The organism is Gemmatimonas aurantiaca T-27 (assembly GCF_000010305.1).
Classification (GTDB): domain Bacteria; phylum Gemmatimonadota; class Gemmatimonadetes; order Gemmatimonadales; family Gemmatimonadaceae; genus Gemmatimonas; species Gemmatimonas aurantiaca.
Map to the genome: position 1 here is coordinate 1,641,633 of NC_012489.1, position 23,636 is coordinate 1,665,268.

Sequence of the window (23,636 nt, forward strand, 5' to 3'; positions counted from 1 at the left end):
GGGTGTGGACAGGTGAAGCGGCCCGGACTAGTCTCGGAATGGTATGGAGTGTGCCTTTTGGCACCCCCTTTCCCGGACGAGTGTCCTGCGGCCTGCGTCATGCGGCCGACAGCCCCCGCCGGCGACCCGTTTTCCAACTCATCATGCCTGCGCGTTCATCCACGCGGTCAGCCGGTCGTTCGTCGACCGGTCGATCGACCGCTGTCGAGGTCTTCAAGTTCGGCGGTGCCTCGCTCGCCGATGCGGCGGCCGTCCGTCATGCCATTGACCTGATTCTCGCGCCGCGTCCGACGCGGGTCGTGAATGTGGTGTCGGCCCTGGCCGGGGTGACCGACGCCTTGCTGGCGATCGCGACCGCAGCGCGGGAAGGCGATGTGAAGGCGGTGGATGTGGCCGTGGATCGGTTGCATGCGCGCCATGTCGCAGTGGGCAACGAGGTGCTGCCCAATATCCGCGCCCGCACGGCCTTGCAGCGGGAGCTGGACGAAGCCTTTGATGAGCTGCGGATGCTCGCGCACGGGGTGGCCAGCCTCAGGGAATTGACGCCCCGTACCCGTGATTTCCTGGTGGCCCGCGGTGAACAGCTATCGGCACGTATCGTCGTGGCTGGTCTCGTGTCGCGGAAAGCCAAAGCGCAGTACGTGGAGGCGGCCGAGATCATCCAGACCGATGGTGTGTTCGGCAACGCATTCCCCGACCTGGCGGCCACCGATCGTCTGGTGCGGGCGCGTTTGCGTCCGTTGGTACGACGCAAGGTCATTCCGGTTATTCCGGGCTTTGTGGGCGGTGGCGAAGGGGGGGCGCTGGTCACGCTGGGCCGCGGTGGCAGTGACCTTACGGCCACCGTGTTGGGTCGCTCGCTCAAGGCCGAGCGCATCACGCTCTGGAAAGACGTGCCCGGGCTGATGACCACCGATCCCCGTCTGGTGCCCACGGCGCGCATCGTGCCGCAGCTCAATGTGCGCGAAGCGGCCGAGTTGGCGTACTACGGGGCTAAGGTCCTACACCCGCGCGCACTGATTCCGCTCACGCGCGTGCGCGTGCCGGTGTTCGTGCGTCCCTTCGCGGACCCCGAGGCACCGGGCACCGAGATTTCGGTGCGTCACACACTGCAGCGTTATCCCGTGAAGGCGCTGAGCATCGTGCGCAGCCAGGCGCTGATCACCGTCACGGGCAACGGCATGCTGGGCGTGCCCGGCATCGCGGCACGAACGTTTGCGGCGCTGCAGCAGGCGGGGATTTCCGTCACGCTCATTTCGCAGGCGTCGTCCGAGCACTCCATCTGTCTGTGCGTGCCGTCGGAGCGCGGGCGTGATGCGAAGATCGCACTCGAGCGGGCCTTTGCGCTGGAGTTGTCGCGTCGTGAACTGGAAGGCATGGACGCGCAGACCGGCATGGCCACGCTCGCCGTTGTGGGTCTTGGCATGGCCGGGTCGCCCGGTATTGCATCGCGCATGTTCACATCGCTCTCACGTGCGGGTGTGAACATCGTGGCCATCGCCCAGGGCTCGTCGGAGCTCAATATCTCGGTGGTGATTGCCGAGCGTGACGCGGAAGCCGCAGCGCGGGCCGTGCACGACGAGTTCCAACTCGACAAGATCGGCGGTGGCGGCGTGCGGCGCGACGACCGTCTCGATGTGGTGCTGCTGGGCGTGGGACAGATCGGTCGGGAGTTGCTGCGCATGCTGCCACGCAGCCGCCGTCGGGTGCGTCCCACCGTGGTGGGGTTGATCGATCGCAGCGGATTTGTGTTCGAGCCCGATGGGCTGTCGCCGCGTCAGTTGGCCAGTGCGGTGGCGCTCAAGTCCGCGGGCAAGCCACTCGCCTCATTGGCGCATGCGCGCAAGGCGTCGGCGTCGGAAGCGGTGCAGTGGATTGCCACGCATGCGCTGGCTCGTCCGGTGCTGGTGGATGTGACGGCCGACGACACGCTGCCCGCCATCCGCAAGGCACTGGCCGCCGACATGGACATCGTGTTGGCCAACAAGAAGCCGTTGTCTGCGCCGCGTGCCGAGGTGGCCGCGTTGCGTGCGTTGGCCAAACAACACGGCGCACGCATTCTGCACGAAACCACCGTGGGTGCTGGTCTGCCGGTGATGGACAGCTACGCCAAGCTCGTGGAGACCGGCGACAAGGTGTTGCGTGTGGAAGGGTGCACGTCGGGCACCCTGGGCTTTCTGCTCACCGAGATCGGCAAGGGACGTCCCTTCAGCGACGCCCTGCGTGATGCGATGGCGCGTGGCTACACCGAACCCGATCCGCGCGACGACCTGTCGGGCATGGATGTGGCGCGCAAGGCGCTGATTCTCGCACGCCTGATCGGCTTCGACGGCGACCTGACCGACGTGACGGTGGAGTCACTCGTGCCGGAGGCGTATCGCCACATGCCAGTGGCGAAGTTCAAGGCCACACTCGCTGATCAGGACAAGCTGTGGGCCAGCCGACAGGCGGCTGCCGTGAAGCAGGGCCGGGCACTGCGCTATGTGTTGCGTGCCACACCGCGCAAAGTGGTGGTGGGTCTGCAGGCTGTTCCGCTCTCACATCCGTTGGCGGGATTGCGTGGCACGGACAACCAGATTGTGTTCACCACGAAGCGTTACAAGGAACACCCGCTGGTGATCACGGGTCCCGGAGCTGGTCCGGCCGTCACCGCCGCCGGTGTGCTCAACGACATTCTTCAGCTGACGCCCGCATGAGTGCCAACGACGCGATCTTTCTTTCGGCGCACGAGGCGCCCGGCGCACAGAGCATTCAGCGATGTGATGCCTGTGCCCACGAGCTGACCGCACTGGACGCGGCACCGGAGTGCCCGAAGTGTGGGGGACTGTTGGCCATCATCCATCGCGCGCCGGTCGATGTCATGGGTGCGCCGCTGGTGGGATCGGCGTTGGCACAGTGCCTGAGCCCCGCCACACCCGGCGTGCATGTTTCGGGCGTGTGGCGTTTTGAATCGCTCATCATGCCCGGCGCTGGTGAGGCCATCACGAGTCATCCGGAAGGCAACACCCCATTGATGGCGCGCACGCGGGTGAATGCGTTTGCCGGTTGTGATGGGCTGTTGCTCAAGCACGAAGGCTACAATCCCACGGGTTCGTTCAAGGACCGCGGCATGACGGTGGGCACCACCCAGGCGGTGCGCACGGGTGCCACAGCGGTGGCCTGTGCATCCACTGGCAACACGTCGGCGGCATTGGCGTCGTATGCGGCGCAGGCCGGTATTCCGGGGCTGGTGTTTGTGCCGGCCGGCAAGGTGGCCCTGGGCAAGATGGCGCAGACGCTGGCCTACGGCGCCACCACGCTGCTGGTGCGCGGGGATTTCGACGCTTGCCTCAAGCTGGTGCAGGAAGCGTCACGTGAGTTGGGCATCTATCTGCTCAACTCCATCAATCCGTGGCGCGTGGAAGGCCAGAAGACGATCGTCTTCGAAATGCTGCAGCAGCTCGAATGGAACGCGCCCGATTTCATCGTGTTGCCGGCCGGCAATCTTGGCAACACGGCCGCCTTCGGCAAAGCACTGCGTGAAGCGCAGGCGTTGGGGCTCATCACGCGCGTGCCACGCATCGTGTCGGTGCAGGCGGCGGGCGCGGCTCCATTTGCCCACGGCTTCCGCAACGGGTTCGCCACGCGTCAGGCGGTGCAGGCCGAAACGATTGCCACGGCCATTCGCATCGGCGATCCGGCCAGTTGGGATCGTGCGGTACGTGCCATTCGTGAGACCGATGGCCTGGTCATCACCGTGACGGACGATGAGATCATCGACGCCAAGGTGGTCATCGATGCCTCGGGCGTGGGCTGTGAGCCGGCCAGCGCGGCGAGCGTGGCCGGTGTGCGGCAGCTCGTGCAGTCTGGCGTGATCAAGGCGAGTGATCGCGTGGTCGCCGTGCTCACCGGTCACGTGCTCAAGGACCCGGGCATTCTTGTGGAACTGCACCAGGAGCGCGCAGACTTTGCGGCAGCCAATCGTCCGGTGGAGATCGAACCGACGGTGCAGGCCGTGGCTGATATCCTGCGTCGTTCCCGCGCGAACTGAACGGGCACACCGCTCCGCTTTGCATTCGCACCGGCATTCGCTTTCACGTCCCGATTCATGTCTGCTGCATCGCCGCGCCGCACGCTGATCACGGGAGCTTCGCGCCCGTTGGGTATCGAGCTGGTACGCCAGAGTCTCATTCGAGGCGACACGGTGTATGCGGCCTGCCGCAATCCGGCGCGCGTGCCGGTGTTGGCCGATCTGCGGGCGCAGTACGGCGGGCTCGAATTCCTGGCGCTCGATCCGGCAGATCCCTCGATGGTGGCCGATGCGGTGCCGGTGCTCGAAAGCCTCACCGAGACGCTGGACCTGCTGGTGATCGCGCCGGCCGAGGCGGGCCCGCATGATCGCGCGGCGCAGGTGGCGCGTGATGAAGAGCTGTCCACGCTCTCAGGGACTGGGCTCACCGAGCACTATCGACGGCACGCAGTGGCGCCCTTGCTGCTGGTGCGCACGCTGCTGCCGTGGCTCGCCCATGGTGATGGCGCGCGTGTGTTGCTGGTCAGCACGGCGCGTGGATCGCTGTCGGCCAAACGTGATGGCGGGGGCTACGCGACGGCGGCCAGCGCCGTAGGACTCCACATGCTCACCCGAGCCCTCGCCCACGACCTGCGCGACGAAGGCATCGTGCTCTGCCTCGGCAATCCGGGCCGGTACGCCGAGTCGCCCGACGATCATGACGCGCCGGTGCTCATGGAGGATGCCGCGCTCGGTCTGCTGGTTCAGGCCGAGCGATTGCCGCGTGATCGCAGTGGAGCCTTCATCGACTGGACGGGTGCCGAACGGGCGTGGTGAGAAGACCGCGTCCGGGCTCCCGTGAGCCTCAACCGCGGTTCTGCATCTTCTCGCGCTGCTTTTCCAACGCCGCGTTCTGGATAGAGTCGGCCCGGACCCGCTGCGTCTCATCGAGCTTGGTGCGCGCGCGGTCGCGATAGGCATCCTGGATATCTGCCAGACGTGAGAAGAGCGCACGCACGGCATCGGAGGCGAAGGGACCGGCGGCATCACGACCCGCGCTGTCCGAGGGCGGACGCCGACCGTCGCGTCCACCCATGCCACCGCCCATGCCGCCACGACCGCCGCCATTGGCTGCACCACCATTGGCCGGTTCTTCCGTGGACACCTTCTGCAGATCCTTGAACACCGGCGACTGCTTCTCCTCGAGCTCCTTGCGATAGACCTTGAACGTGTCTTGCTGGGCCTTGGTCAGCGCGAGTTCTTTCTTGTGATCGAGGAGGAACGCGAGCGGGTCCGTCTGCTTCATGCGATCCCTGGCCACATCGACCGGTGTGCGACTGCCGGGCCCACCAGGACGTCCACCGGGGCCGCCGCCCATTCCACCTCGGCCTCCCATGCCGCCGCCCATCCCGCCACCGCCCATACCACCCATCTGCGCGTGCAATACGGTGGGAGCGGACAGGACCATGAGCGCGGTCGTGGGTACCAGCAGGAGGGCGCGGATGCGCGAAACGAGGACAGACATGGGGGAACCGGTGAATCGAGGGGAATCGTGAGGTGGCCCTTCGCTGGACTCGCAGCGCCGGTGGCGTTGTTGATGTTGGCGAGTGTCAGTTGCTCGAACAACCCGTCAGCGGGTGCGCTCCCCACGCCAGGCGACACCTCTACCCCGGCATCTGCGAATGTGCCGCCGGCGCCCGGCGCGCTGGCCGTGATTCCCGTACGCGTCCCCTACGTGCTGTCGGCACTGCGTCCATCGCTCGACTCCCTGTTTCCCGAACGGGATTCGCTGTCCGAGGCGCGCTGCGCCAATGCCGCCGGGTTGGTGTGTCACCAGTACGTCTACCGGCGGGAAGGGCTCACACTCAATGCCGTCGATAGTCGGCTGCAGATCGATACGCGGCTCACCTATCGGGCCCGTGTGGGCACCTTCGGCAGTGCCCGCGTGGCGGGGTGTGGTTATGCCCCGGAGCCAATGCGCCGGGCCGATCTGCAGATGACCACCGCACTGTTCTGGCGGCGGGATTGGCGCATCGGGGCTCGTGACACCCGCCTGGCCGCCACCCTGCGCGATCCCTGTCTCGTCACGTCCCTCGGGGTGAACGCGACCAAGACACTGCAGAACGTGGTCGACAAGCAGCTCGCGGCCTTTGCCGCCCAAGCCGACAGCGCCATCCCCGTGGCCGGAGACTTCAAGCCACTCGCCGACTCACTCTGGCGCAGCTTTCTCGAGCCCACGTCATTGGATTCGCTGGGGGCCCTCTGGCTGATGCTGGATCCGCAGGCGGTGCGGGTCACGCCGTTTGTCGGAGCGGGGCGGAATATCACCACTACGCTGGTGCTGTACGCCCGGCCCCGTGTGGTGGCGGGGAGCAAGCCCAGGGTGGCCATGCGTCCACTGCCCGCGCTCGCGTTGGGAGAGGGCAGTGCCGACTTCCGGGTGCCGGTGTCGGTGGAGCTGCCGTACGGCGAGATGCAACGACGGGCCACCCAATTGCTGAAAGACGAGACCGCGCGGCAGAGCGTGAAGGTGGACAGTGTGCTGCTGCGCGGGGCGGGGGACAGCCTGTTCGTGGACCTCGGCGTTTCCGGCGCGCTCAACGGTCGACTGACACTGGTCTCCCGACCGACTTGGGATGCCGCCGCGCGTGAACTCCGTCTCGACGACCTCGACTGGACGCTGCAGAGTCGCGGGCGGCTCTCGCGCATCAAGGCCACCCTCGCGGCGCCACTGGTTTCCCGGGCCGTGCGACGGGCCACGTCCGGGGGGCGGGTCCCGCTGGGCGCTCAGCTCGATGCGATTCGCAGCGAACTGCTCCTCAAGCTCAATGGCACGCTGGCCCCGGGGGTGGTCATGGGCAGCAGCGTTCGCGACGTGCAGATTCTCTCCGTGCGTCCAACGGCCACGGCGATCGTCGTCCAGGCCTATCTGTCGGGCCAGAGCGGGGTCTGGGTTCAGTAGGTCACATTTGTTGCGTTTTTCGATGTTTCCACGTGAAACACTTTCCGGTGATGCTTGTGATATCTCCGTCTGAATCAAAGGTCCGCAGCACCAAGGGACCCGCCCGTTCCTTCGCGACCGCGTTGGTGTCAACCGCGTTGGTCACGGCGCTCACCATCGTATCCGGCGCCGGCGCCCAGCCGTTTCCTCCTCCATCCGATCCGGAAACCGCGAAGATGATGCGGCGCCTGTCCGCCCTCTCGGCGGACTCGATGGAAGGACGGCGAGCGGGATCTCCAGGTGCTGCCCGTGCCAGAAAGTGGATAATCGGAGAATTGAACGCCATTGGCGTGAAGCCAGCGGGCAGTGCCTTCGAATCGTCCGTCGCGCTGCGTCCGCGGGCCGGGAGCACTGATACCGTGGGGGCGAACGTGGCGGCGCGTATTCCGGGCACGAAGGGCAGTGGCCCGGTGATCGTCCTGAGCGCGCACTACGACCACTTGGGCGTACGGAACGGCGAGACCTTCAATGGCGCCGACGATGATGCCTCTGGCTGCGTGGCACTACTGACCATAGCCGAACGGTTGGTGAAGCAACCTCCCAAGCACGACGTGATCCTGGCGTTCTTTGATGCCGAGGAGAGTGGGATGGTCGGGTCGAAGGCTTTCGCCGCCGCGCCGCCGGTGCCGCTGGAGCGCATCGGGCTCAACATCAACCTGGACATGGTGGCTCGGCAGGATGCGGGCGCTCTCTGGGTGGCGGGCGTCTCACATACTGCGGCGCTCAAGCCGATCGCCGAGGCGGCGGCCAAGTCGGCGGCGGTCAGCATTCGCTTCGGGCACGATACGAAAGATCTCAAGCCGGGCGACGACTGGACCAACTCATCGGATCATGCGTCGTTCCACGCCAAGGGCATTCCGTTCTTCTATCTCGGCGTCGAGGACCATCCGGACTATCACAAACCCGGTGACGACGCGGACAAGATCGATCCCAAGTTCTACCGCGGCACGACCGACTTTGCGTACGCGCTGCTGCGGCAGGCGGACAAGGCATTGGAGCAGATCGCCGCGATGCGGCGCAAATGACATTCACTGCCATCGCGTCGTTGCCGTGACGCAGTGGAACTGACATTGGCGGAATGAGGAAGGGGGCGCACCACTCGCGTGGTGCACCCCCTTGCATTCCCTGCCGGCTCGGTAGGATCACCGACCCGGGAAACCCGTGAACTACCGGGCGTCGATCAGGAGATCTGTTGCCCGATAAGAGCCGGCAGTAGGACTGACGCTAGACAAAGAATCACCTCCTCGATGTAGGGTTGAACAACGGGCGCTGCAGCCGCTGGAACAGGTCTTGGGTCCCGCACCATCGGATCCATCCACGTCACTTGGGACTGTCACTCGGCTGGCTGCCGAGCTCGGCCTTACATGGCGGAATGCGGACGCTCCTCCGCATCAGGCATATGGTATGACGTTTCGCGCCCGCCTGCAAGCATCAAAAGCGTGATCTGTCACACGGTGGCCCATGTGGTACTTTTCCCAGATCCCGCCTCGCCCCTCGTCCCAACGCGCCGCGCGTTTTTCACGTAGCCCGGTTGCGACTCCCACCTGTTGCACCCTTTTCTGGATCTGCCCATGCACGTGTCCGCCCAATGGCGACGCGCCCCCTATGCGCTCGCCCTTCTGGCTTGTGCGGCTCCGGCCGCGCTGATCGCTCAACCGGGACGTGGAGGCGGCGGCGGAGCTGGTGGCGCTGGAGCGGCCGCCGGCGGCGCCAGCCCGAGCAACGCCCTCCCTGCGCTCCCCAAGGGACCGCGCGCCATGATGCTGCGCGACTGGTATCGCGTGGCCAATCTCAGCAACCCGGCCGTCTCACCCGATGGCAAGCGTATCGCGGTCACGGTGACCCGCGCGGTGGAAGCTGACAACCGACGCCACAGCGAGATCTGGGTGGTGAACGCGGCCGGCGGTGAGCCGCAGCGTTGGACCTCACCGAGCACGGAAAGCAGCAATCCGCGCTGGTCGGCCGACGGTAAGTACCTGTTCTTCACTTCGCAGCGTGCCGGCGGCACCGGAAACACCTGGGCCATTCGCCTCGATCAGCCCAGTGGTGAAGCCATTCAGGTGGGCGACTATCCCAACGGCTCCATGCCGTCGGACGGCTCGTTCGCCGTGTTCACTGATGCCGGTCGTCCGGCACCGACGGCGCCAAGCCCCGATCCGTTCGGGCAGATGCAGCCGATGGCGCGTCCGCCGTTCGAAGCCATTACCCGTCCCTCGGTGTCGGCGCGTTTCGACGGTCGCCATGTCGTGGACATGTCCTACAAGGTGAACGGTGTCGGTTTCGTGCCGGGCCGTCGTGTGGCCCGCACCTGGCGGCCCACGCAGATCGCGCGGCAGCCGATTGGGGATACGACCAAGAAGGTGATCACCAGCACTGCCTATTCGCATCGTGGGCCGGTGGTGTCGCCGGACGGCAAGTGGATCGCCTTCACGGCCGATTCGCGGCTGCGTCCCGATTCGGTGGTTGATCGTGAGCGTGATTCGCTCGCCACGCTGCCGTACAACAAGGTGCGTGATGAAGCCGAGCGGAACGACGCCGACATCTACATCATCGACGCCAATGGCGGCACGCCGCGCAAGTTGACGGATTGGATGGGCGCGGAATCGCAGATCACCTGGTCACCCGACGGCAAGCAGATCGCGTTCATCGGTCGTCCGGGACGCACGAAGAACTCGAACATCTATGTGGTGGACGCAGCCGGTGGCACGCCGCGCGCACTGCTGGGCAACTGGCAGTACGAGCCGGGCAACTTTGACTGGCTGCCGGGTGGCATTCAGTTCACGGCGGAAATCGGCGGACGTTCGGCGGTACTGCGTGCCGACATGAGCGGCAAGTCGTTGCCCACTGAGCTGGTGAGCGGCCGCCGTCAGTTGCGTGGCGCGAGCTACGACGAGTCGGGCAAGACGCTGGCGTATGTGGCGACGTCCATGAACAAGCCGACGGAGTTGTTTGTTGCCAGCGGTGACGGCACCGGTGAACGGCAGCTCACGAACTTCAACAAGGACGTCAACGCCGACGTGGTGTGGAGTGACGCCGAGCGCATCACCTACAAGAGCGTGGGCAACCTCGAGATCGAAGGCTGGCTGATGAAGCCGTATGGCTACGAAGCCGGCAAGAAGTATCCGATGGTCATCTACATTCACGGTGGTCCGCACTCGTCGTACGGCGAAGGCTGGTTCGACGAATTCCAGAACCTCGCGGCCCAGGGCATGTTCGTGCTGTTCACCAACCCGCGTGGTTCGAGCGGCTATGGTGCACCGTTCACGTACAGCACGCGCGGCCGTTGGGGCATGGAAGACTACCAGGACCTCATGAAGGCCGTGGATATCGTATCCGTGCGCGCCGATGTGGACAGCACGAAGATGGGTGCTACCGGTGGTTCGTACGGCGGTTTCATGACCACGTGGATGGCCACGAAGACCACGCGCTTCAAGGCCATCGAAACCGACCGCACGATCACGGACTGGACCTACTGGTATGGTTCCAGCGATGCGCAGGGACTCACGGAGTTCGAGTTCTACGGCAAGCCGTGGGACAACCAGAAGCTGTACGACGAGCTCTCGCCGATCCGCTATGTGAACAAGGTGAAGACGCCCATGCTCATCGTGCAGAGCGAAGAAGATCATCGCACGCCGATGGGCAGCGCTGAGATCTGGTTCATGTCACTCAAGAAGCAGGGCGTGCCGGTGGAGCTCATTCGGTACCCGCGCTCCAACCATGATCTGAGCCGTACCGGTGAACCGTGGCTGCTGGTCGATCGTCTCGGTCGTCTGCGGCAGTGGTTCGGCTATTGGCTCCAGGGTGTGCAGCCTGGTGCTGTGGCCAACTGATCGACGGCGTTGAAAGGAAAACGGGGCGCGCATCTCACGATGCGCGCCCCGTTTCCCTTTCTGCCCTCAGTGAATCAGACGGCGAAACAATAGAACAGCGCGTTGCCGCCGGTGGCCTTCAAGTTGTCCTGACCACAGCCACGCGATGCATGTGCATTGTTCCACGACGTGGGATTGGCACCGCCGCCCTGCCGATCGTGATGGCCGACCAGTGCAGCGCCGGTCGCCGCATTGCTCGTCCAGTTGTTGCACGTGGAATCACCGGCATCACCGGACACCCGTCCGTCGAGCGTGGAGCCCGTGAGAATGTCGTGCGTGTTCGGTGTGTCACCGCGGCCATTCACCAGCGCGCCCTTCTCCGTGATGCTGTTGTCCTTCGACAGCTTGTTGTTGTCGCTGTGCAGATCGTCCACACTGGTGGCCACGACGACACCCTTGGCGTTTTTCCACGGGCCCTTGCCGATGCGATCGCGGGCATTGATGGCCTGCTTGCCACCCACAGCCTGCTGACTCAGATACGCATGCCACGTCTTGCCACGCACACCGGCGGCTTCCGCCAGCGTGGCGCAGTGTTTGTCGGCGCCTTCCACGCCGCCGAGGTTGGCGCCATCACCTAGTCCAACGCTGGTGATGAAGAACGACATGTCCGCCTGCGGGGCAGGGGTGGCAGGCGTAGCCGGCGTTCCCGTGGACAGCATCATGCTGACAACGGCAATCGGAAGATGGAGCGGGACCATGAGGGGACCTCGGTGTTGTCTACTTCTGCGGAGAGAGAAGAACGACCTCGGCGGTGCGTGCCTTGATCGCGGCGGGACTGTAGGGAAGCGGCACAAAAGTACCGCGCGCCCACAGCGGAAAGAGATTGGCATAGAACGGGCTACGCGGATCACCGCTCTGGCCCGGTGAGTTGGTGACGCGTGCGGCGTCCCAATTGGCCAGATCGATCACCACACGCAGGCTAGCCCCATGCGTCTGATTGTCGGTGTTGCCCGTGGCGTGCAAAGTGTTGGCGTAGCCGCCACGCGGCAATGGACCCGGAGACAGCCTGGCCCGCACCGAATCGTGCACGAGTGGATCGAGCACGTGACTGATACGCGCGTGATGGAACTTTGGGTCCCCATAACGCCAGGTCGACATGTCCGCACCAAAGCGACGTGTGACATCAGCCACAGCGTCTTCGAAGGCGCGCTTCACAATGGAATCCCGCGTGGCCGCTGGGCGTGTGCCCAACAGTGAGTCCGGGTTGGTGAGCCATTCCACGGTGCGGGCCAGTGGTACGGTCCTGATCGTGGCGCGGGCGGCTCGTGGCACGACGACCTCGGCCGAGATGCTGGCCAGTCGTCGTTCCCACGCCGCGTACAATGCGGCGCCGCGGGACTCGGCATTCATGAAACGATTCCAACGGAGCACGGTATCGCGCGCCGAGGTCATGGCGGGCGTGCCGAAGGTGATGTTGGCGAGGAGCGGCACCAGCGCGCGGGCGGGCAGCGACGCCTCATCGAACTGCAGGGCCCCACTGCTGGCCACGGTGGCCTTGCGCGTGGTATCGAGCACTTCGAGCAGGCGATTGTGCCGGTATGGATCGGCCCATGTGCGGGCCAGCGCATCGAAGCGCGGATACGACTGTGGCACGTTGAACGCATTGGCGGTGCCTACATAGCCGCGCGCCGGAGACGATTCGTGCGGCAACTGCGGAATGGGCAGGAACCCATTCCATTCGAATCGCCCATCCCCTGGCACGGGCACGAGGCCGTCCCAGTTCGGGCGCACCGGTGCGATGGCGGCGGTTTGCCAGCCGATGGCGCCGCTGGTGTCGGCCCAGATCCAGTTGAGTGCCGGCATGTGCGCGAACGCGAGTGCCGCGCGAGCTTCAGCCCAGTTGCGCGCCTGATCGAGACGCAGGCTGGCGAGATACGGTGCCCCACCCGGTTCGAGCCAGGCGGCGCGTAAGGCGACAGCCTGATGCCGGGCGCTGTCCACGTACAGCACCGGCCCGTGTCGCGTGTAGGCGAGTGTCACCGGAACCGGTGCTGCGCCGCGTACCCGAATGGTGTCGGTGATGATCCGCATGCGCTCAACGCTGTTGCGATAGCGATAGGCGCGCGGATTGGAGCGATCGAGCTCGTACACATAGAGATCTTCCGCGTCGATGCCGAAGATCGTGAGTCCCCATGCCCCGTGCTGATTGTGCCCGATGGCCACCCCGGGAATCGCCGGTTCGCCACCACCGATCACATCCCACCCCGGCGCCTTGAGGTGCACCATGTATCGCAGCGACGGCACGGCGATCGTGCGGTGCGGATCATTGGCCACGATCGGCTTTCCACTGGCCGTGCGCGATCCGGCGATAACCCAGTTGTTGCTCTCCCAGCGTTCGATTTCCGTATCACGCGGTTCCACGGGTGCACTCGTGCGCCGCCACGCGGCCGCCACTTCCTCCAATCGAAAAGACGGGGTGGAGCGGGAGCCGTCGTACTCGGCAAAGATCTGCGCGTCATTGGCCGCGCCCACCAACTGTGCGACCGCAGAGTCGATGGCGAGGCGTGCGTTTTCAGGCTCAAAACGCTTCCGACGGCGCACCGCCGCTTCCCCAATGGCCCGCACGGCGCGGGCGTTGTTGGGTTCGTCTTTGGCGTTCGACGCGAGAGCATTGTGGCGCGAGATGACAATGGCCGGTGTCCATTTGCCGGGCGTGATACCCAGTGCCTTGAGATCGGGCGGCATCAGACTGGTGTCTTTCTGCACCCGATCCACATAGGCATTCACCCCATCGACAAACGCCTGAATGATGGACGCACCGCGTCGATGATAGTGCGCCAGTTCGGTGGTCATGGATCCGCGATAGCGCAGTAGCCGCGACGCGCGATCACGGGCCACCCAGCGCGGCCCCAATGCTTCGGCCATGGTGCCGGTGGCTTGCCGGCGCCACAGCTCCAACTGAAACAACCGGTCGCGCGCCGAGCTGTACCCCTGCGCGAAAAACAGATCGTGCTCATTCTTGGCTTCGATGTGCACGATGCCGGCGCTATCGCGCGTCAGTGTCACCGCCGCCTGCAGTCCGCGCACATCGAGACGCTGTCCGGAAGCCGGGCGTGGTGTTGCGGTACGGGGCGGTGCGGCGGTGGCCTGCGCTCCCAACGACGTGAGGGGCGCGAGCGAAGCGACGATGAACAGGGCGCCCGGAAGCAGTGACACGAAGCCACGGGGCAGGGAACGACGCCGCAGGAGGGGGATCGGCATCTGATGTGGCAGAAGGAGGGGTCAGGGTGCGGAGAATGCCGCCGCGAATGCATCAACGATTTCACCGGCCGGTCGAATGTCATGGATGGTCTCCACACTCCGTCCGGCTTGCCAATAGTCCTGCGAAACACCTTGCACACTGGAGCGTTTGAGCTGCCACAAGGACCGCAGCGCATACCAGGTACGAATCCAGTGCTTGGTCTTGCGTCCACGAAACAACATCCGTGACAACGGCCCGACGGTGGTACCCAGCTTCTCCACGTAGGGAGTGCGCAGCACGGCCACCGGCACCCCGGTGAGTCGTTCGGTCAACACCACGTCTGACGCCTTGGCGTCCACGATGGCCTGCTTGTACCGCGCATCGGAATTGCACTCGGTGGTGGCGATGAATCGTGTGCCCAGTTGGGCACCGGCATAGCCCATGTCGAGCAAGGCACGGAACTGCGCGGGCTCCCCAACGCCACCAGCGGCCACCACTGGCAGGCCCAGATCGGCGACTTCATCGAGCAAGGCGCGCGGATCCCGTGCGCCGGCGTGTCCTCCGGCCTGATTGTTCACGGCCACCAGTCCGTCCACACCGCCATCGCGGCCTTTCAGGGCCCACTTTCGCTCCGTGATGTCGTGGTACACCACACCACCGGCCGCATGGACCCGATCAGCCACCCAGCGCGGATTGCCAAGTGACGTGAGGAAAAAGCGCACCCCTTCTTCGAGGGCGATGTCCACCCACTGCACCATGCGGTTGTGATAGGTCTTGCTCGATGCTTCGATCAGGGCATTGAAGCCAATCGGTGCACCGCCGCTCAGTGCGTGGATCTTCCGCAGGCCTTCACGAAACTCCCATCCATGCACATAGGTGAGTGAGATCGGCTGCACCACACCGAGCCCGCCGGCCTTGCTCACGGCCGCCACCAATTCGGGGTTGCTGCACGGATACATCGGGCCACAAATGAGCGGTACGCGGATACCGGTGTGCCGCATGAGTGCGGTGTCGTTCATGCTGCCGCCGAAGACGGTGGCGACAGACGCCATTGCACCGTGCACCGCGCCACCTCATCACCTGCGGCATCGCGCACGATGGCATCCACCGCCTGTACCGTGTTGGCCTGCACATCGCGGGGGGATTCGGTGTGTGTTTCACACACCAGCGTGCCGCGTGCCTTCTTGGTGTAGCTGATCGACAGCCCGGTCACGATGCCGCGCACGCCCGGGGGCAGCGCCGTGAGCAATGCCACACCACTCGTCATCTCGGCGAGATTCACCAGCGCGACGGCATGCACCGACGCCAGATGGTTGCGCACCCGCCGGCGATCGCGCAGTTCCACACGCGCATATCCCGGACGCACATCGGTATAGAGGCCGCCGATCGTGCCGGTATAGGGAGCGGTCCGCCCCACGGCCCAACTGAACAGGCGTTTTCCAAATGGCAGACGATGCAAGCGTTCCCAATTGGCGAGCAGCGTCGCGCCGGCAGCAGGGTAGGTCGTGGACATGCAAGAGCCTACCCCCGGATCCGAAGGCACGCCACCTTCCGTACATCACGCCGGACGCCAACGCGCGGTTCTTCTGCCACCTTCACCGAGGAAGACATGATCGATGCAGTGCCGTGGTCGTCACTCGGTGTGGCGTCGTTCCTGGTCGGTCAGGCGCTGTGCCTGATGGTGTTGGTATCGCGCCTGGCGCCAGGCCGGTCCCGACGTCCGCCCGTGTCGCCGCGGCTTGCACCGCGCGATGACACCACCGTCTCGGTCATTGTGGCGACGCTGAACGAAGCCCACCGTATCGGCCCGTGTCTGGACGGCTTGCTGCAGCAGCCGGCGCCCCTGCTCGAGGTCTTGGTGGTGGACAGTCGTTCCCGTGACGGCACGCCGGAACTGGTCCAGACGTACGCGGATCGTGATCCCCGCATTCGCCTCATCACCGATGACCCGTTGCCGCCTGGATGGGTGGGCAAGGTGTGGGCGCTCCAGACCGGCCTGCAGGCGGCGCGCGGTGCCTGGGTGCTCGGCATCGATGCGGACACCGTTCCGGCCGCAGGTCTCGTGGGTGGCGTGATCGATGCCGCGGAACGGGACCGATTCGATGTGGTGAGTTTTTCACCACGGTTCGCCGGCCAGACCGCCGCTGAACGGTTGGTGCAACCGGCCATGCTGGTGACTCTCGTGTACCGCACCGGTGCCGCCGGCGCGGAGCAGCAGCCGGACCGCGTGCTGGCGAACGGGCAGTGTTTTCTCGCCCGACGCGCCGTGTTGGAGCAGCATGGCGGGTATGCGGTGGCGCGGGGGTCCTTCAGCGACGATGTGACGCTCGCCCGCCACCTGGCCATGCACGGGGCACGCGTGGGTTTTCTCGATGGCTCCCGCATCATCGAGGTACGCGCCTATGCCACGCTGCGCGAAATGTGGCGCGAATGGGGCCGGAGTTTCGACCTCAAGGACTCCGCATCACGCGTACAGGGGTGGCTGGATGTGGTGCTGGTGTGGCTGGTGCAGGCGTTGCCACTGCCGGTGCTGCTCGGTGGAGTGCTGCTCTGGTTCGGTGCACCGGCGGCGCTGTCCCCGTATCCGCAGTGGCTGCTCGTGGCCCTGATCGCGACGAACAGTTTCGCGGTGCTGCTGCGCATTCTGATGTTGTGGGTCCTGCGCACCAGCTACCACGAGCGTGGTGTCACGTACTGGTTGTCGTGGCTCAGTGATGCCGCCGCCGCGTGGCGCCTGACCATGAGCATGGCCCGCACACCGCGCTCATGGCGTGGGCGTCGATACGCGTCGGAGAGGGCGCCGGTCTAGCCGCCCTCTCCCGATGCGCGTGCACCAACCCATGCGCGTCGTGCTCAGGGCTCGACGGTCACGTGACCGACCATGCCGAGCAAGGCATGCGGATCGCACTGGAAGAAGTACGTGCCCGGGCCCATGGTCACCGGGACTTCGATCGCCTGGCCCGGCAACTGCGCGAAGCCCGACATGGGCGGCAGGTTGGCGGCGTTGGCATTCGAGTCGGGGAGGAAGTGCACGTTGTGCACGCCCGTCACCAACACGAACTTGAGCACGTCGCCCGGCTTCGCGGACACCGTCTTGGGCTTGAAGTAGTTGCCGCTGTCATCGGTGATCATCTCGATGGTGATGACATTGCCGGTGGGGGCGGGCGCCGCCGCCGGAGCTGCGGCTGGTGGCGCGGCATTCTCCGCACCCTGGTCGGCCGAACCGCCCCCGCACGCCGACAGCATCAGCGACGCGGCGAAGGGGAGGGCACCAAACAGTGTGGTCGCAGAGCGAAAGCGAACGAATGACGGCGAGTTGGAACGATATGCGCGCATGAGTGGATTCCTGTTGAGGGTAGGGCGGTGCAACCGTGGGACTGGCAATGCGTGATGGACTAGAAATCGCGTGTTTCGAAGGCGCGGCGAGCCAGCGATGCCGGCACAACAATCCAGACCAGGAGGCCGGCCGCGGACGCCGCGATGCCGAGTGTCGTGCCGAGGAAGCGATGCAGGACCGCGCCGGTGTAGCCCATCAGGGCCGCCGTGTCGCTGTGCATGACGATGATGGTGCGCGCGAGATCGACCGGATTGCCCAGCATGAGGGCCATCATGGGGCGCTCGAGCGCGTAGTCCGCGAAGGTGGTGGATACCATCAGCACGAGCGCGTCGTAGCCCACGCTGAGCAGCAGCCAGGTCATCAGCCCGGTCACGACACTGCGCAAGCGATCATCCACGCGAATCCCGATGAGCAGCGCGAGGCCGCCGAAGACGAAGGTCAGGGCCACGCCGCTGCCGATGGTGCTGAGCGCCAGTGGCCACACGGTACGATCCGGGATGCCGTGCCAGAGCAAGGGCGCGCACATGGCTGCAGCGAAGCCTCCTGCGAGCGGGAGGACCTGCGCGAGATAGAGCGCCAGAAAGAGTCGCGAACGACGCACCGGTTGCGTCAGCAACAGCTCGGTGAATTCCCGTGCTCCATGCCAACTGATGATGCCGAGCATCATGCTGACCAGCGGCACGATGAGCAGCACGAGGTTGAGCATGGCCACCAGGGCCCGCTCGGGCGATCCGGTGAGTCGCAGAATGCTCTCGACGCAGAGGAGCGTGCCGAGCGTGAACAGGAGGACGCCTCGATTGCGGCGCAGACCGCGCCATTCACGGGCCAGTACCGTGCGTACGACCGGGGCGGCAGGTGCCACAGGGCGATCCTCCGCGGAAACTGCGGGCATCGGCATCGTGAGTTCGGCGATCATGCGGAGACACTCCCGTGACCAGACAGCGTGCCATGCTGCATCAGGCAGGCAATGGCTTCTTCGAGCGTGGATGCGCCGGTGGCATCGAGCAGCGCCGGTACGGCGCCCTGCCAACCGATGCGTCCTTCGTGCAGGAACACGATGGTATCGGCGAGTTCCTGCAATTCGCTCAGGATGTGGGACGTAATGACCACGGCGCGGCCCGCATCCCGCACCCGACGAATGGCCCGTTTGAGGATGCCACTGGCTACCGGGTCGAGACCTGCCGTGGGTTCATCCAGCAGCAGGAGTTGCGGGGCAAAGAGAAATGCAGCGGCGGCGTTGATGCGTTGGCGTTGTCCGCCACTCAGCGCGCGCGCCGGCTGATCGAGAAAACGCTCCAGCTCGAAGGCCTCGATGAGCGATTCATCGCGCTCGGGTCCTTTGCCACGCAGCTCCGACAACAACGACAGCACATCGCGTCCGGTGAACGTCTCGGGGTACCGCGCGAGCTGGGGCATGTAGCCGATGCTGGCCCGATGATCGATGCGCCCCGCCGTATCGAGCCCATCGAACCGGATGGTGCCGGCATCGGGGCGCACCAATCCGAGGATGGCTTTGTTGAGCGTGGTCTTGCCTGCGCCGTTGGGGCCGATGATCGCCGTCACGGCGCCGCGATCGAGATCGAGCGACAGGTCGGAGAGCACCGGGCGTCCGGCAAAGCGTTTGCTGAGCCCGCGGACGGAGACGAGTGGTGTTGGCAAGGAGGGATGGGTCATGGCAGGGGCCTCGGTGCCCGCATCAGTGGAGCCTCATCGCGCAGGGCGGCGGGTGTGAGGGTCGGAACCACACGTTCCGCCACATCGAGCAGATCGACGAGCAGCGAACGCACCAGCACCAGGGCGGCCGGAGATTGCTCCACCAGTAGCGCGAACAATCGGACCGGTGCATGGCCCACATCACCGACGCCGTTCCGATCGAGATCGTAGCCGCGATAACGATCCCACCAGTTGTTGCGGAAGGTGCTGTAACTCCGGCGGCTGTTCGTGCCGACGTCGAACACATTGCCCTGAAAGCTGTTGCCCTCGATCATGTTGTCCTGGGCATCGGCCATCACGCGCATAGCCCAGCCGTTGCGGACAAAGTCGTTGTCGGCCACCTGGTTGCGGTTGGCCCCTTCCATGTGCAGGCCGATGGAGTTGTCGACAAAGACGTTGCGACGCACCTCGCTGTCGCTGATCTCCTTGAGCAACAAACCGTATGCGGCGCTGCCCCGATTGCGCACGAAGCGGTTGCCGGTGATGTGCACGGCCTTGGCATACATCACTGCGACCCCTGATTCGTTCTCGCGGAACTCGTTGTCCTCGTACCGACAGGAGTCGGAGAACATGAAGTGCAGGCCATACCGGCGACTGTGCGCGCTGACATTGCCACGAGCCACCCCACCGGTGGTGAACTCGAAATAAATGCCGTCGCGATGACCTTCCACCACGTTGTCTTCGAACACGACATGATGACTCGACCAACTGTGCAGGCCGTTGCCTGTCACGGTTTGTGAACCGGTCATGCCGCGCAGGTGATTGCGGCGCACCAGGCAATTGCTGGCGCGCTGCAGATAGATGCCAAAGAGGGTGGCCTCGAATCGATTGTTTTCGATGAGGCAGCCGGCCGCTTCCACCACGCGCAGCGCCGCACGATCGGTGGCCTGACTCGTGCCGGTGTTGCGAAGGGTCATTCCGCGCACCGTGACCGAATCGGCCGCGATGATGAGCAGTTCACGCTGGCCTTCGCCATCGAGGATGGCGCCGTCGGCGCCGATCAGTGTCAACGGCTGACGAATGACCACGGTCGGTTCGCGATACACACCCGCTTCCACGAGGACCACACCATGGCGCGCCACCTGCGCGACGGCGTCGGTCAGGCGCAGTGTGGTGCCACCTCTGGATGGTGCGGACACCACCACCGTGTCACGCGCCGTCTGCGCGCTGGCGTGTGGCGCCACCACGAACACCAGTCCAAGCGCCAGCATCACGAGAATCCCGATGCGCGCCGGCAATTGCGTGGTCCGTGACAGCAGTCGCCCCGTGGGCCTAGTGGGCGTGCGCATCGGGGCTCTCTGGCGTGTTGGGGCTGGACGCGATCGGCGCGGCGGCCATGGCTACGATTTCCTGCACCCGCAGCCAGGTGATGGCCGTGCCGCCGTGCGCACGCTGCAGCGCATCGGCATCCGCATCGGCGGCAAACGCCACCAGATCGCGCCCCATGGGGGAGCGCAGGCGGCTGCCTTGCAGATACACGGCTTTGGTGGCATCGACCCACTGCGACGGGTCGGCGAAGTTGGCAACCCAGATGGCCCTGGGCGCATGCGCTGCGTCCTGCGCGGCGAGCCAGCTCGCCGCGCATTCAATCGCATCGAACGTTTGCAGGCGACCACGATCTGTGAGCACCAACACGCCGAAGCGGACGTCATCGATGGTCATGCGACAGTACGCGCAGCTATCCTCACCGCGCACGAGCGCACGCGGTGCGGTGTTGCCGCAGCCGGCGACACACGCCAGCGCGAAGGACAGAAGCAGGTGACGGCGCGTCATCATACGGCCCCCGTGCCCCTGCGCGGAGCGTCCGGATGCCGCATGGTGGTCACGGCCGCCGCGATGGCGACACCTACAGCGAGGATGGCCAACACACCACCGGTGGCGGGCCAGGAGGTCGCCGTGAAGTTGAGCAACTTCTTGCTACCGATCAGGGGCGGCTGGTAGCTCATGCCCGGCACCTGAATGGGCGCGTTCTCGAGATCGAGATTGTGGCCGTAGTCGTACTCCCAGCGATAGAAGTCGGCGAGGCCGACCACCCCCGCGAGCAGGAGGGCCGCAACCCAGAGCATCAGGAACCGGCGCGTGCCCTTCCACGCGATGAGCAGACCGAGCACGCTCATGGCCACGATGCCCGGCGGCATGATGCGCAGCTCCGGAATGCTGTCGGGCACGATCGCCTTCATACCGATGTAGTGATTGAGCCCGTTGATATTCTGCAGGTCGTTCGGACCAATGCCGGCGACCGTATGCGCCCAGATCTGCATGCCCAGGCCTTCGGGGTACTGCGGCGCGACGAGCGAGATGCGCCACAGCGGAAAGGCCAGGGCGAGTGCCAGCATCAGCGAGGCCATCGCGAGCAACCAGCGGGCGCGAAGTGGGACTGTCATGATGAAGTTCCTCCGGGCAACCTGGAGCGTGGTGTCTGGAGCACACACGCTCCGGTTGTCCCGCGATGAATCAGCGCGGAGTGGGCGACGGTGCGGTGCCGTGCGCATGCGCGGCGCCCGTCACTGCGCCCGGCGGAGTTGGCAGCGTCACACCGCGTGCGGCAGCCCGTGCCGCCTGCCCCTGCGCCTTCAGCGTGTTGCCTACCAGCGGAACGTTCGAACCCACCGGGGAGACGCGCACGTAGCCGGACATTTCCTGGTGCAGCGCCGAGCAGAAGTCGGTGCAGTACATCGGATACACGCCGATCTGCTTCGGCACCCAGCGCAACGTGCGGGTTTCACCCGGCATCACCAGCAACTCCGAAGTGGTGGCACCCTGGATCGCAAAGCCATGCGGGATGTCCCAGTCCTGCTCGAGGTTGGTGACGTGGAAGAGCACCGTGTCACCCACCTGCACTCCTTCGATGTTGTCGGGGGCGAAGTGCGAACGGATGGCTGCCATGCGCACGTGCACCACCTTGCCGTTCCGGCTCACACCCGCTTCACGTTCGGCCTTCGTCACCTGCGGATGCCGGTTCTCGGCCAGCGTGAAGAACTTCTTCTGCAGCTTTTCGATCTTCGCGGCTTCGATCGCGTTGCCGTAGTGCGGTTCGCCCGTGGTCGGGAAGTCGAGCAGCAGCTTCATCTTGTCGCCCGAGATGTCGTAGAGCTGCGCCGACTGCGTGAGCTCCGGACCCGTGGGCAGGTACCGATCCTTCGTGATCTTGTTGAGCGCGACGACATACTTGCCCGCCGGCTTGGTGGTGGCGCCGCCGGGAATCATCAGGTGACCGATCGAGTAGTACGTCGGCACCCGATCGACGATCTCCCACGTACCCAGCTTCCACTTCACGATCTCGCTGGAGATGAACAGCGACGTGTAGGCGTAGCCCTTGCCATCGAACTCGGTGTGCAGGGGGCCGAGGCCAGGATCCTTCACTTCGCCGGCCAGGATGGCTTCGTACTTGAGCACCGGGATGCCTTCGATGGTCGTTTCGAACGCCTGATCCTTGATGGCCTGCTGCAGCTTCGTGAACGAATGCACCGGAATGACCGTGGCCAGTTTGCCACCGGCGACGATGTATTCACCCGACGGATCCACATCGGCGCCGTGCGGCGACTTCGGGGTCGGCAGGAAGTAGATCGAGTTGGGGCAGGTGGTGGGCGTGAGCACCTTCACCGACTGCTTGCGTTCCACCTGGGCGGTGCGCGTGAACTCGTCCATCACGTTGTGCATGTAGTCGGCCGGCCAGTTTTCGGCCTTGCCGTCCTTCGCACACGTTTCGAGGGTACGCCAGTTGATCGCCGCGATGAAATCCTTGTCGGCTTTCGACGCGTTCACTTCCAGCTTCTCGTACGCCTGCTCCGAGTTGTACGACGTGAAGAACACCCAGTCCTTCGACGGGCCCTTGCCCGCGCGGGCCAGGTCGTAGTTGTAGCCCGGCACGAGCAGTTGGAACGACACGTCCATCTTGCCCGGCTGGTCGGCCTTCACGAAGGAGATCGTGCCTTTGAACTTCTTGGCGAAATCGCTGATCGGTACATCGGCCTGCGGAATCGGTACCGAGAAACGCGTCGACGCCAGCACGTACTCGCTGTTCGACGTGATGTAGGGCGAACCGTGATTGCCACCCGAGTTCGGGATCTGCAGGATCTCCGATGTCTCGAACGTCGAGAGGTCCACACGGGCCACGCGCGGCGTGTTGTTGGCGTTCACGAACAACCAACGCCCGTCATCTTCGCCGTTGGTCTGCGAGAGAGCGGTGTGGTGGAGGTCGTCCCACGGGATGTTGCCGAAGGTGGTCTCCAGCATCGGCTTCGTTTCTTCCGAATAGCCGTAGCCGTTTTCGGCGAACTGGGAGAACACCGGGATGATCTTCAGCAGGCGACCGGAGGGCAGGCCGTACACACCGACCTGACCGTTGAAGCCGCCGGAGAGAAATGCGTAGAACTCGTCGTGAGCGCCTGGCGCGACGTACACCTTGCTGGCGGCATCACTCGCGCCAATGGCACCTGGCGACTTGGTGGCCGGTGTGCACGCATAGCCGTAAGCGAGTGTCGCGGCCACCGTGGCCGTCGCGATAAACCACCCGGTGCGGTGAGAAAGAGACATGGTTGCGGATC

General features: G+C 65.1%; 19 protein-coding genes. 7 read left to right on the forward strand and 12 right to left on the reverse strand.

Annotation, left to right across the window (positions count from 1 at the left end; all coding sequences use genetic code 11):
• Positions 1-143 precede the first annotated feature (143 nt).
• The 3 genes from thrA to GAU_RS07000 are packed head-to-tail and all read left to right on the forward strand — an operon-like array spanning position 144 to position 4,825.
• Positions 144-2,696 carry a bifunctional aspartate kinase/homoserine dehydrogenase I gene (thrA, locus tag GAU_RS06990; RefSeq protein WP_012682856.1) on the forward strand — a complete coding sequence of 851 codons (2,553 nt, stop codon included), beginning with the start codon at positions 144-146 and terminating at the stop codon, positions 2,694-2,696.
• Entirely contained in the window at positions 2,693-4,030 is a 1,338-nt protein-coding gene (thrC, locus tag GAU_RS06995) for a threonine synthase (protein ID WP_012682857.1), read from the forward strand. Before thrA ends, thrC begins: the two co-directional genes overlap by 4 nt.
• Before the next feature lie 57 nt (positions 4,031-4,087).
• Positions 4,088-4,825, forward strand: a complete 738-nt coding sequence (locus GAU_RS07000) for an SDR family NAD(P)-dependent oxidoreductase (RefSeq protein ID WP_012682858.1) — start codon at positions 4,088-4,090, stop codon at positions 4,823-4,825.
• Between the two features lie 28 nt (positions 4,826-4,853).
• Here GAU_RS07000 and GAU_RS07005 read toward each other — a convergent pair whose 3' ends face one another.
• Positions 4,854-5,513: a hypothetical protein gene (locus tag GAU_RS07005; RefSeq protein WP_012682859.1), complete on the reverse strand. Its 660-nt coding sequence runs from the start codon at positions 5,511-5,513 to the stop codon at positions 4,854-4,856.
• A gap of 27 nt (positions 5,514-5,540) precedes the next feature.
• Between GAU_RS07005 and GAU_RS07010 the strand changes: the two genes are divergently transcribed.
• The 3 genes from GAU_RS07010 (at position 5,541) to GAU_RS07020 (ending at position 10,819) form a co-directional block, all read left to right on the forward strand.
• Positions 5,541-6,950 carry a DUF4403 family protein gene (locus tag GAU_RS07010; RefSeq protein ID WP_012682860.1) on the forward strand — a complete coding sequence of 470 codons (1,410 nt, stop codon included), beginning with the start codon at positions 5,541-5,543 and terminating at the stop codon, positions 6,948-6,950.
• A 125-nt stretch (positions 6,951-7,075) separates the two neighbouring features.
• The gene (locus GAU_RS07015) at positions 7,076-8,014 is read left to right on the forward strand and encodes a M20/M25/M40 family metallo-hydrolase (RefSeq protein WP_169307621.1); all 939 of its coding nucleotides are present in this window, start codon (positions 7,076-7,078) and stop codon (positions 8,012-8,014) included.
• 546 nt (positions 8,015-8,560) lie between these two features.
• Positions 8,561-10,819: a S9 family peptidase gene (locus GAU_RS07020; RefSeq protein ID WP_041265354.1), complete on the forward strand. Its 2,259-nt coding sequence runs from the start codon at positions 8,561-8,563 to the stop codon at positions 10,817-10,819.
• A 74-nt stretch (positions 10,820-10,893) separates the two neighbouring features.
• Here the strand turns inward: GAU_RS07020 and GAU_RS07025 are convergent, their stop codons facing one another.
• The 4 genes from GAU_RS07025 to GAU_RS07040 are packed head-to-tail and all read right to left on the reverse strand — an operon-like array spanning position 10,894 to position 15,552.
• Complete coding sequence (locus GAU_RS07025) at positions 10,894-11,556, reverse strand: hypothetical protein (protein ID WP_041265355.1); 663 nt, start codon at positions 11,554-11,556, stop codon at positions 10,894-10,896.
• A 19-nt stretch (positions 11,557-11,575) separates the two neighbouring features.
• A complete protein-coding gene (locus tag GAU_RS07030; RefSeq protein WP_012682864.1) occupies positions 11,576-14,059 on the reverse strand; it encodes a penicillin acylase family protein in 2,484 nt (827 codons plus the stop codon).
• A 21-nt stretch (positions 14,060-14,080) separates the two neighbouring features.
• A complete protein-coding gene (locus tag GAU_RS07035; protein ID WP_197526058.1) occupies positions 14,081-15,091 on the reverse strand; it encodes an NAD(P)H-dependent flavin oxidoreductase in 1,011 nt (336 codons plus the stop codon).
• On the reverse strand, positions 15,055-15,552 hold the full coding sequence (locus tag GAU_RS07040; protein WP_012682866.1) for a hotdog fold domain-containing protein: 498 nt from the start codon (positions 15,550-15,552) through the stop codon (positions 15,055-15,057). Before GAU_RS07040 ends, GAU_RS07035 begins: the two co-directional genes overlap by 37 nt.
• A gap of 96 nt (positions 15,553-15,648) precedes the next feature.
• On the opposite strand from GAU_RS07040, the gene GAU_RS07045 reads away from it, so the two are divergent.
• Positions 15,649-16,848: a glycosyltransferase gene (locus GAU_RS07045; RefSeq protein WP_012682867.1), complete on the forward strand. Its 1,200-nt coding sequence runs from the start codon at positions 15,649-15,651 to the stop codon at positions 16,846-16,848.
• 44 nt (positions 16,849-16,892) lie between these two features.
• On the opposite strand, the gene GAU_RS07050 is transcribed toward GAU_RS07045, so the two are convergent.
• From GAU_RS07050 to nosZ, 7 genes are all read right to left on the reverse strand, one after another.
• Positions 16,893-17,375, reverse strand: coding sequence for a plastocyanin/azurin family copper-binding protein (locus GAU_RS07050; RefSeq protein WP_012682868.1), 483 nt, complete (start codon positions 17,373-17,375; stop codon positions 16,893-16,895).
• Between the two features lie 59 nt (positions 17,376-17,434).
• Positions 17,435-18,238: an ABC transporter permease gene (locus GAU_RS07055; protein WP_156798934.1), complete on the reverse strand. Its 804-nt coding sequence runs from the start codon at positions 18,236-18,238 to the stop codon at positions 17,435-17,437.
• A gap of 50 nt (positions 18,239-18,288) precedes the next feature.
• Positions 18,289-19,050 (reverse strand): ABC transporter ATP-binding protein, encoded by a 762-nt coding sequence (locus GAU_RS07060; protein ID WP_012682870.1) that lies wholly within the window; start codon positions 19,048-19,050, stop codon positions 18,289-18,291.
• Positions 19,047-20,378, reverse strand: a complete 1,332-nt coding sequence (locus GAU_RS07065; RefSeq protein WP_012682871.1) for a nitrous oxide reductase family maturation protein NosD — start codon at positions 20,376-20,378, stop codon at positions 19,047-19,049. The genes GAU_RS07060 and GAU_RS07065 overlap by 4 nt, the downstream gene beginning before the upstream one ends.
• Positions 20,362-20,865: a nitrous oxide reductase accessory protein NosL gene (locus tag GAU_RS07070; protein ID WP_012682872.1), complete on the reverse strand. Its 504-nt coding sequence runs from the start codon at positions 20,863-20,865 to the stop codon at positions 20,362-20,364. Before GAU_RS07070 ends, GAU_RS07065 begins: the two co-directional genes overlap by 17 nt.
• A complete protein-coding gene (locus GAU_RS07075; protein ID WP_052574295.1) occupies positions 20,862-21,473 on the reverse strand; it encodes a hypothetical protein in 612 nt (203 codons plus the stop codon). The genes GAU_RS07070 and GAU_RS07075 overlap by 4 nt, the downstream gene beginning before the upstream one ends.
• Positions 21,474-21,543: 70 nt before the next feature.
• Positions 21,544-23,625, reverse strand: coding sequence for a Sec-dependent nitrous-oxide reductase (nosZ, locus tag GAU_RS07080; protein ID WP_156798935.1), 2,082 nt, complete (start codon positions 23,623-23,625; stop codon positions 21,544-21,546).
• Between the last annotated feature and the right edge of the window lie 11 nt (positions 23,626-23,636).

Coding starts and splice junctions, on each gene's coding strand:
- thrA (WP_012682856.1), top strand. CDS start 144: ATGCCTGCGCGTTCATCCACGCGGTCAGCCGGTCGTTCGTCGACCGGT.
- thrC (WP_012682857.1), top strand. CDS start 2,693: ATGAGTGCCAACGACGCGATCTTTCTTTCGGCGCACGAGGCGCCCGGC.
- GAU_RS07000 (WP_012682858.1), top strand. CDS start 4,088: ATGTCTGCTGCATCGCCGCGCCGCACGCTGATCACGGGAGCTTCGCGC.
- GAU_RS07005 (WP_012682859.1), bottom strand. CDS start 5,513: ATGTCTGTCCTCGTTTCGCGCATCCGCGCCCTCCTGCTGGTACCCACG.
- GAU_RS07020 (WP_041265354.1), top strand. CDS start 8,561: ATGCACGTGTCCGCCCAATGGCGACGCGCCCCCTATGCGCTCGCCCTT.
- GAU_RS07025 (WP_041265355.1), bottom strand. CDS start 11,556: ATGGTCCCGCTCCATCTTCCGATTGCCGTTGTCAGCATGATGCTGTCC.
- GAU_RS07030 (WP_012682864.1), bottom strand. CDS start 14,059: ATGCCGATCCCCCTCCTGCGGCGTCGTTCCCTGCCCCGTGGCTTCGTG.
- GAU_RS07035 (WP_197526058.1), bottom strand. CDS start 15,091: ATGGCGTCTGTCGCCACCGTCTTCGGCGGCAGCATGAACGACACCGCA.
- GAU_RS07040 (WP_012682866.1), bottom strand. CDS start 15,552: ATGTCCACGACCTACCCTGCTGCCGGCGCGACGCTGCTCGCCAATTGG.
- GAU_RS07045 (WP_012682867.1), top strand. CDS start 15,649: ATGATCGATGCAGTGCCGTGGTCGTCACTCGGTGTGGCGTCGTTCCTG.
- GAU_RS07050 (WP_012682868.1), bottom strand. CDS start 17,375: ATGCGCGCATATCGTTCCAACTCGCCGTCATTCGTTCGCTTTCGCTCT.
- GAU_RS07060 (WP_012682870.1), bottom strand. CDS start 19,050: ATGACCCATCCCTCCTTGCCAACACCACTCGTCTCCGTCCGCGGGCTC.
- GAU_RS07065 (WP_012682871.1), bottom strand. CDS start 20,378: ATGCGCACGCCCACTAGGCCCACGGGGCGACTGCTGTCACGGACCACG.
- GAU_RS07070 (WP_012682872.1), bottom strand. CDS start 20,865: ATGATGACGCGCCGTCACCTGCTTCTGTCCTTCGCGCTGGCGTGTGTC.
- GAU_RS07075 (WP_052574295.1), bottom strand. CDS start 21,473: ATGACAGTCCCACTTCGCGCCCGCTGGTTGCTCGCGATGGCCTCGCTG.
- nosZ (WP_156798935.1), bottom strand. CDS start 23,625: ATGTCTCTTTCTCACCGCACCGGGTGGTTTATCGCGACGGCCACGGTG.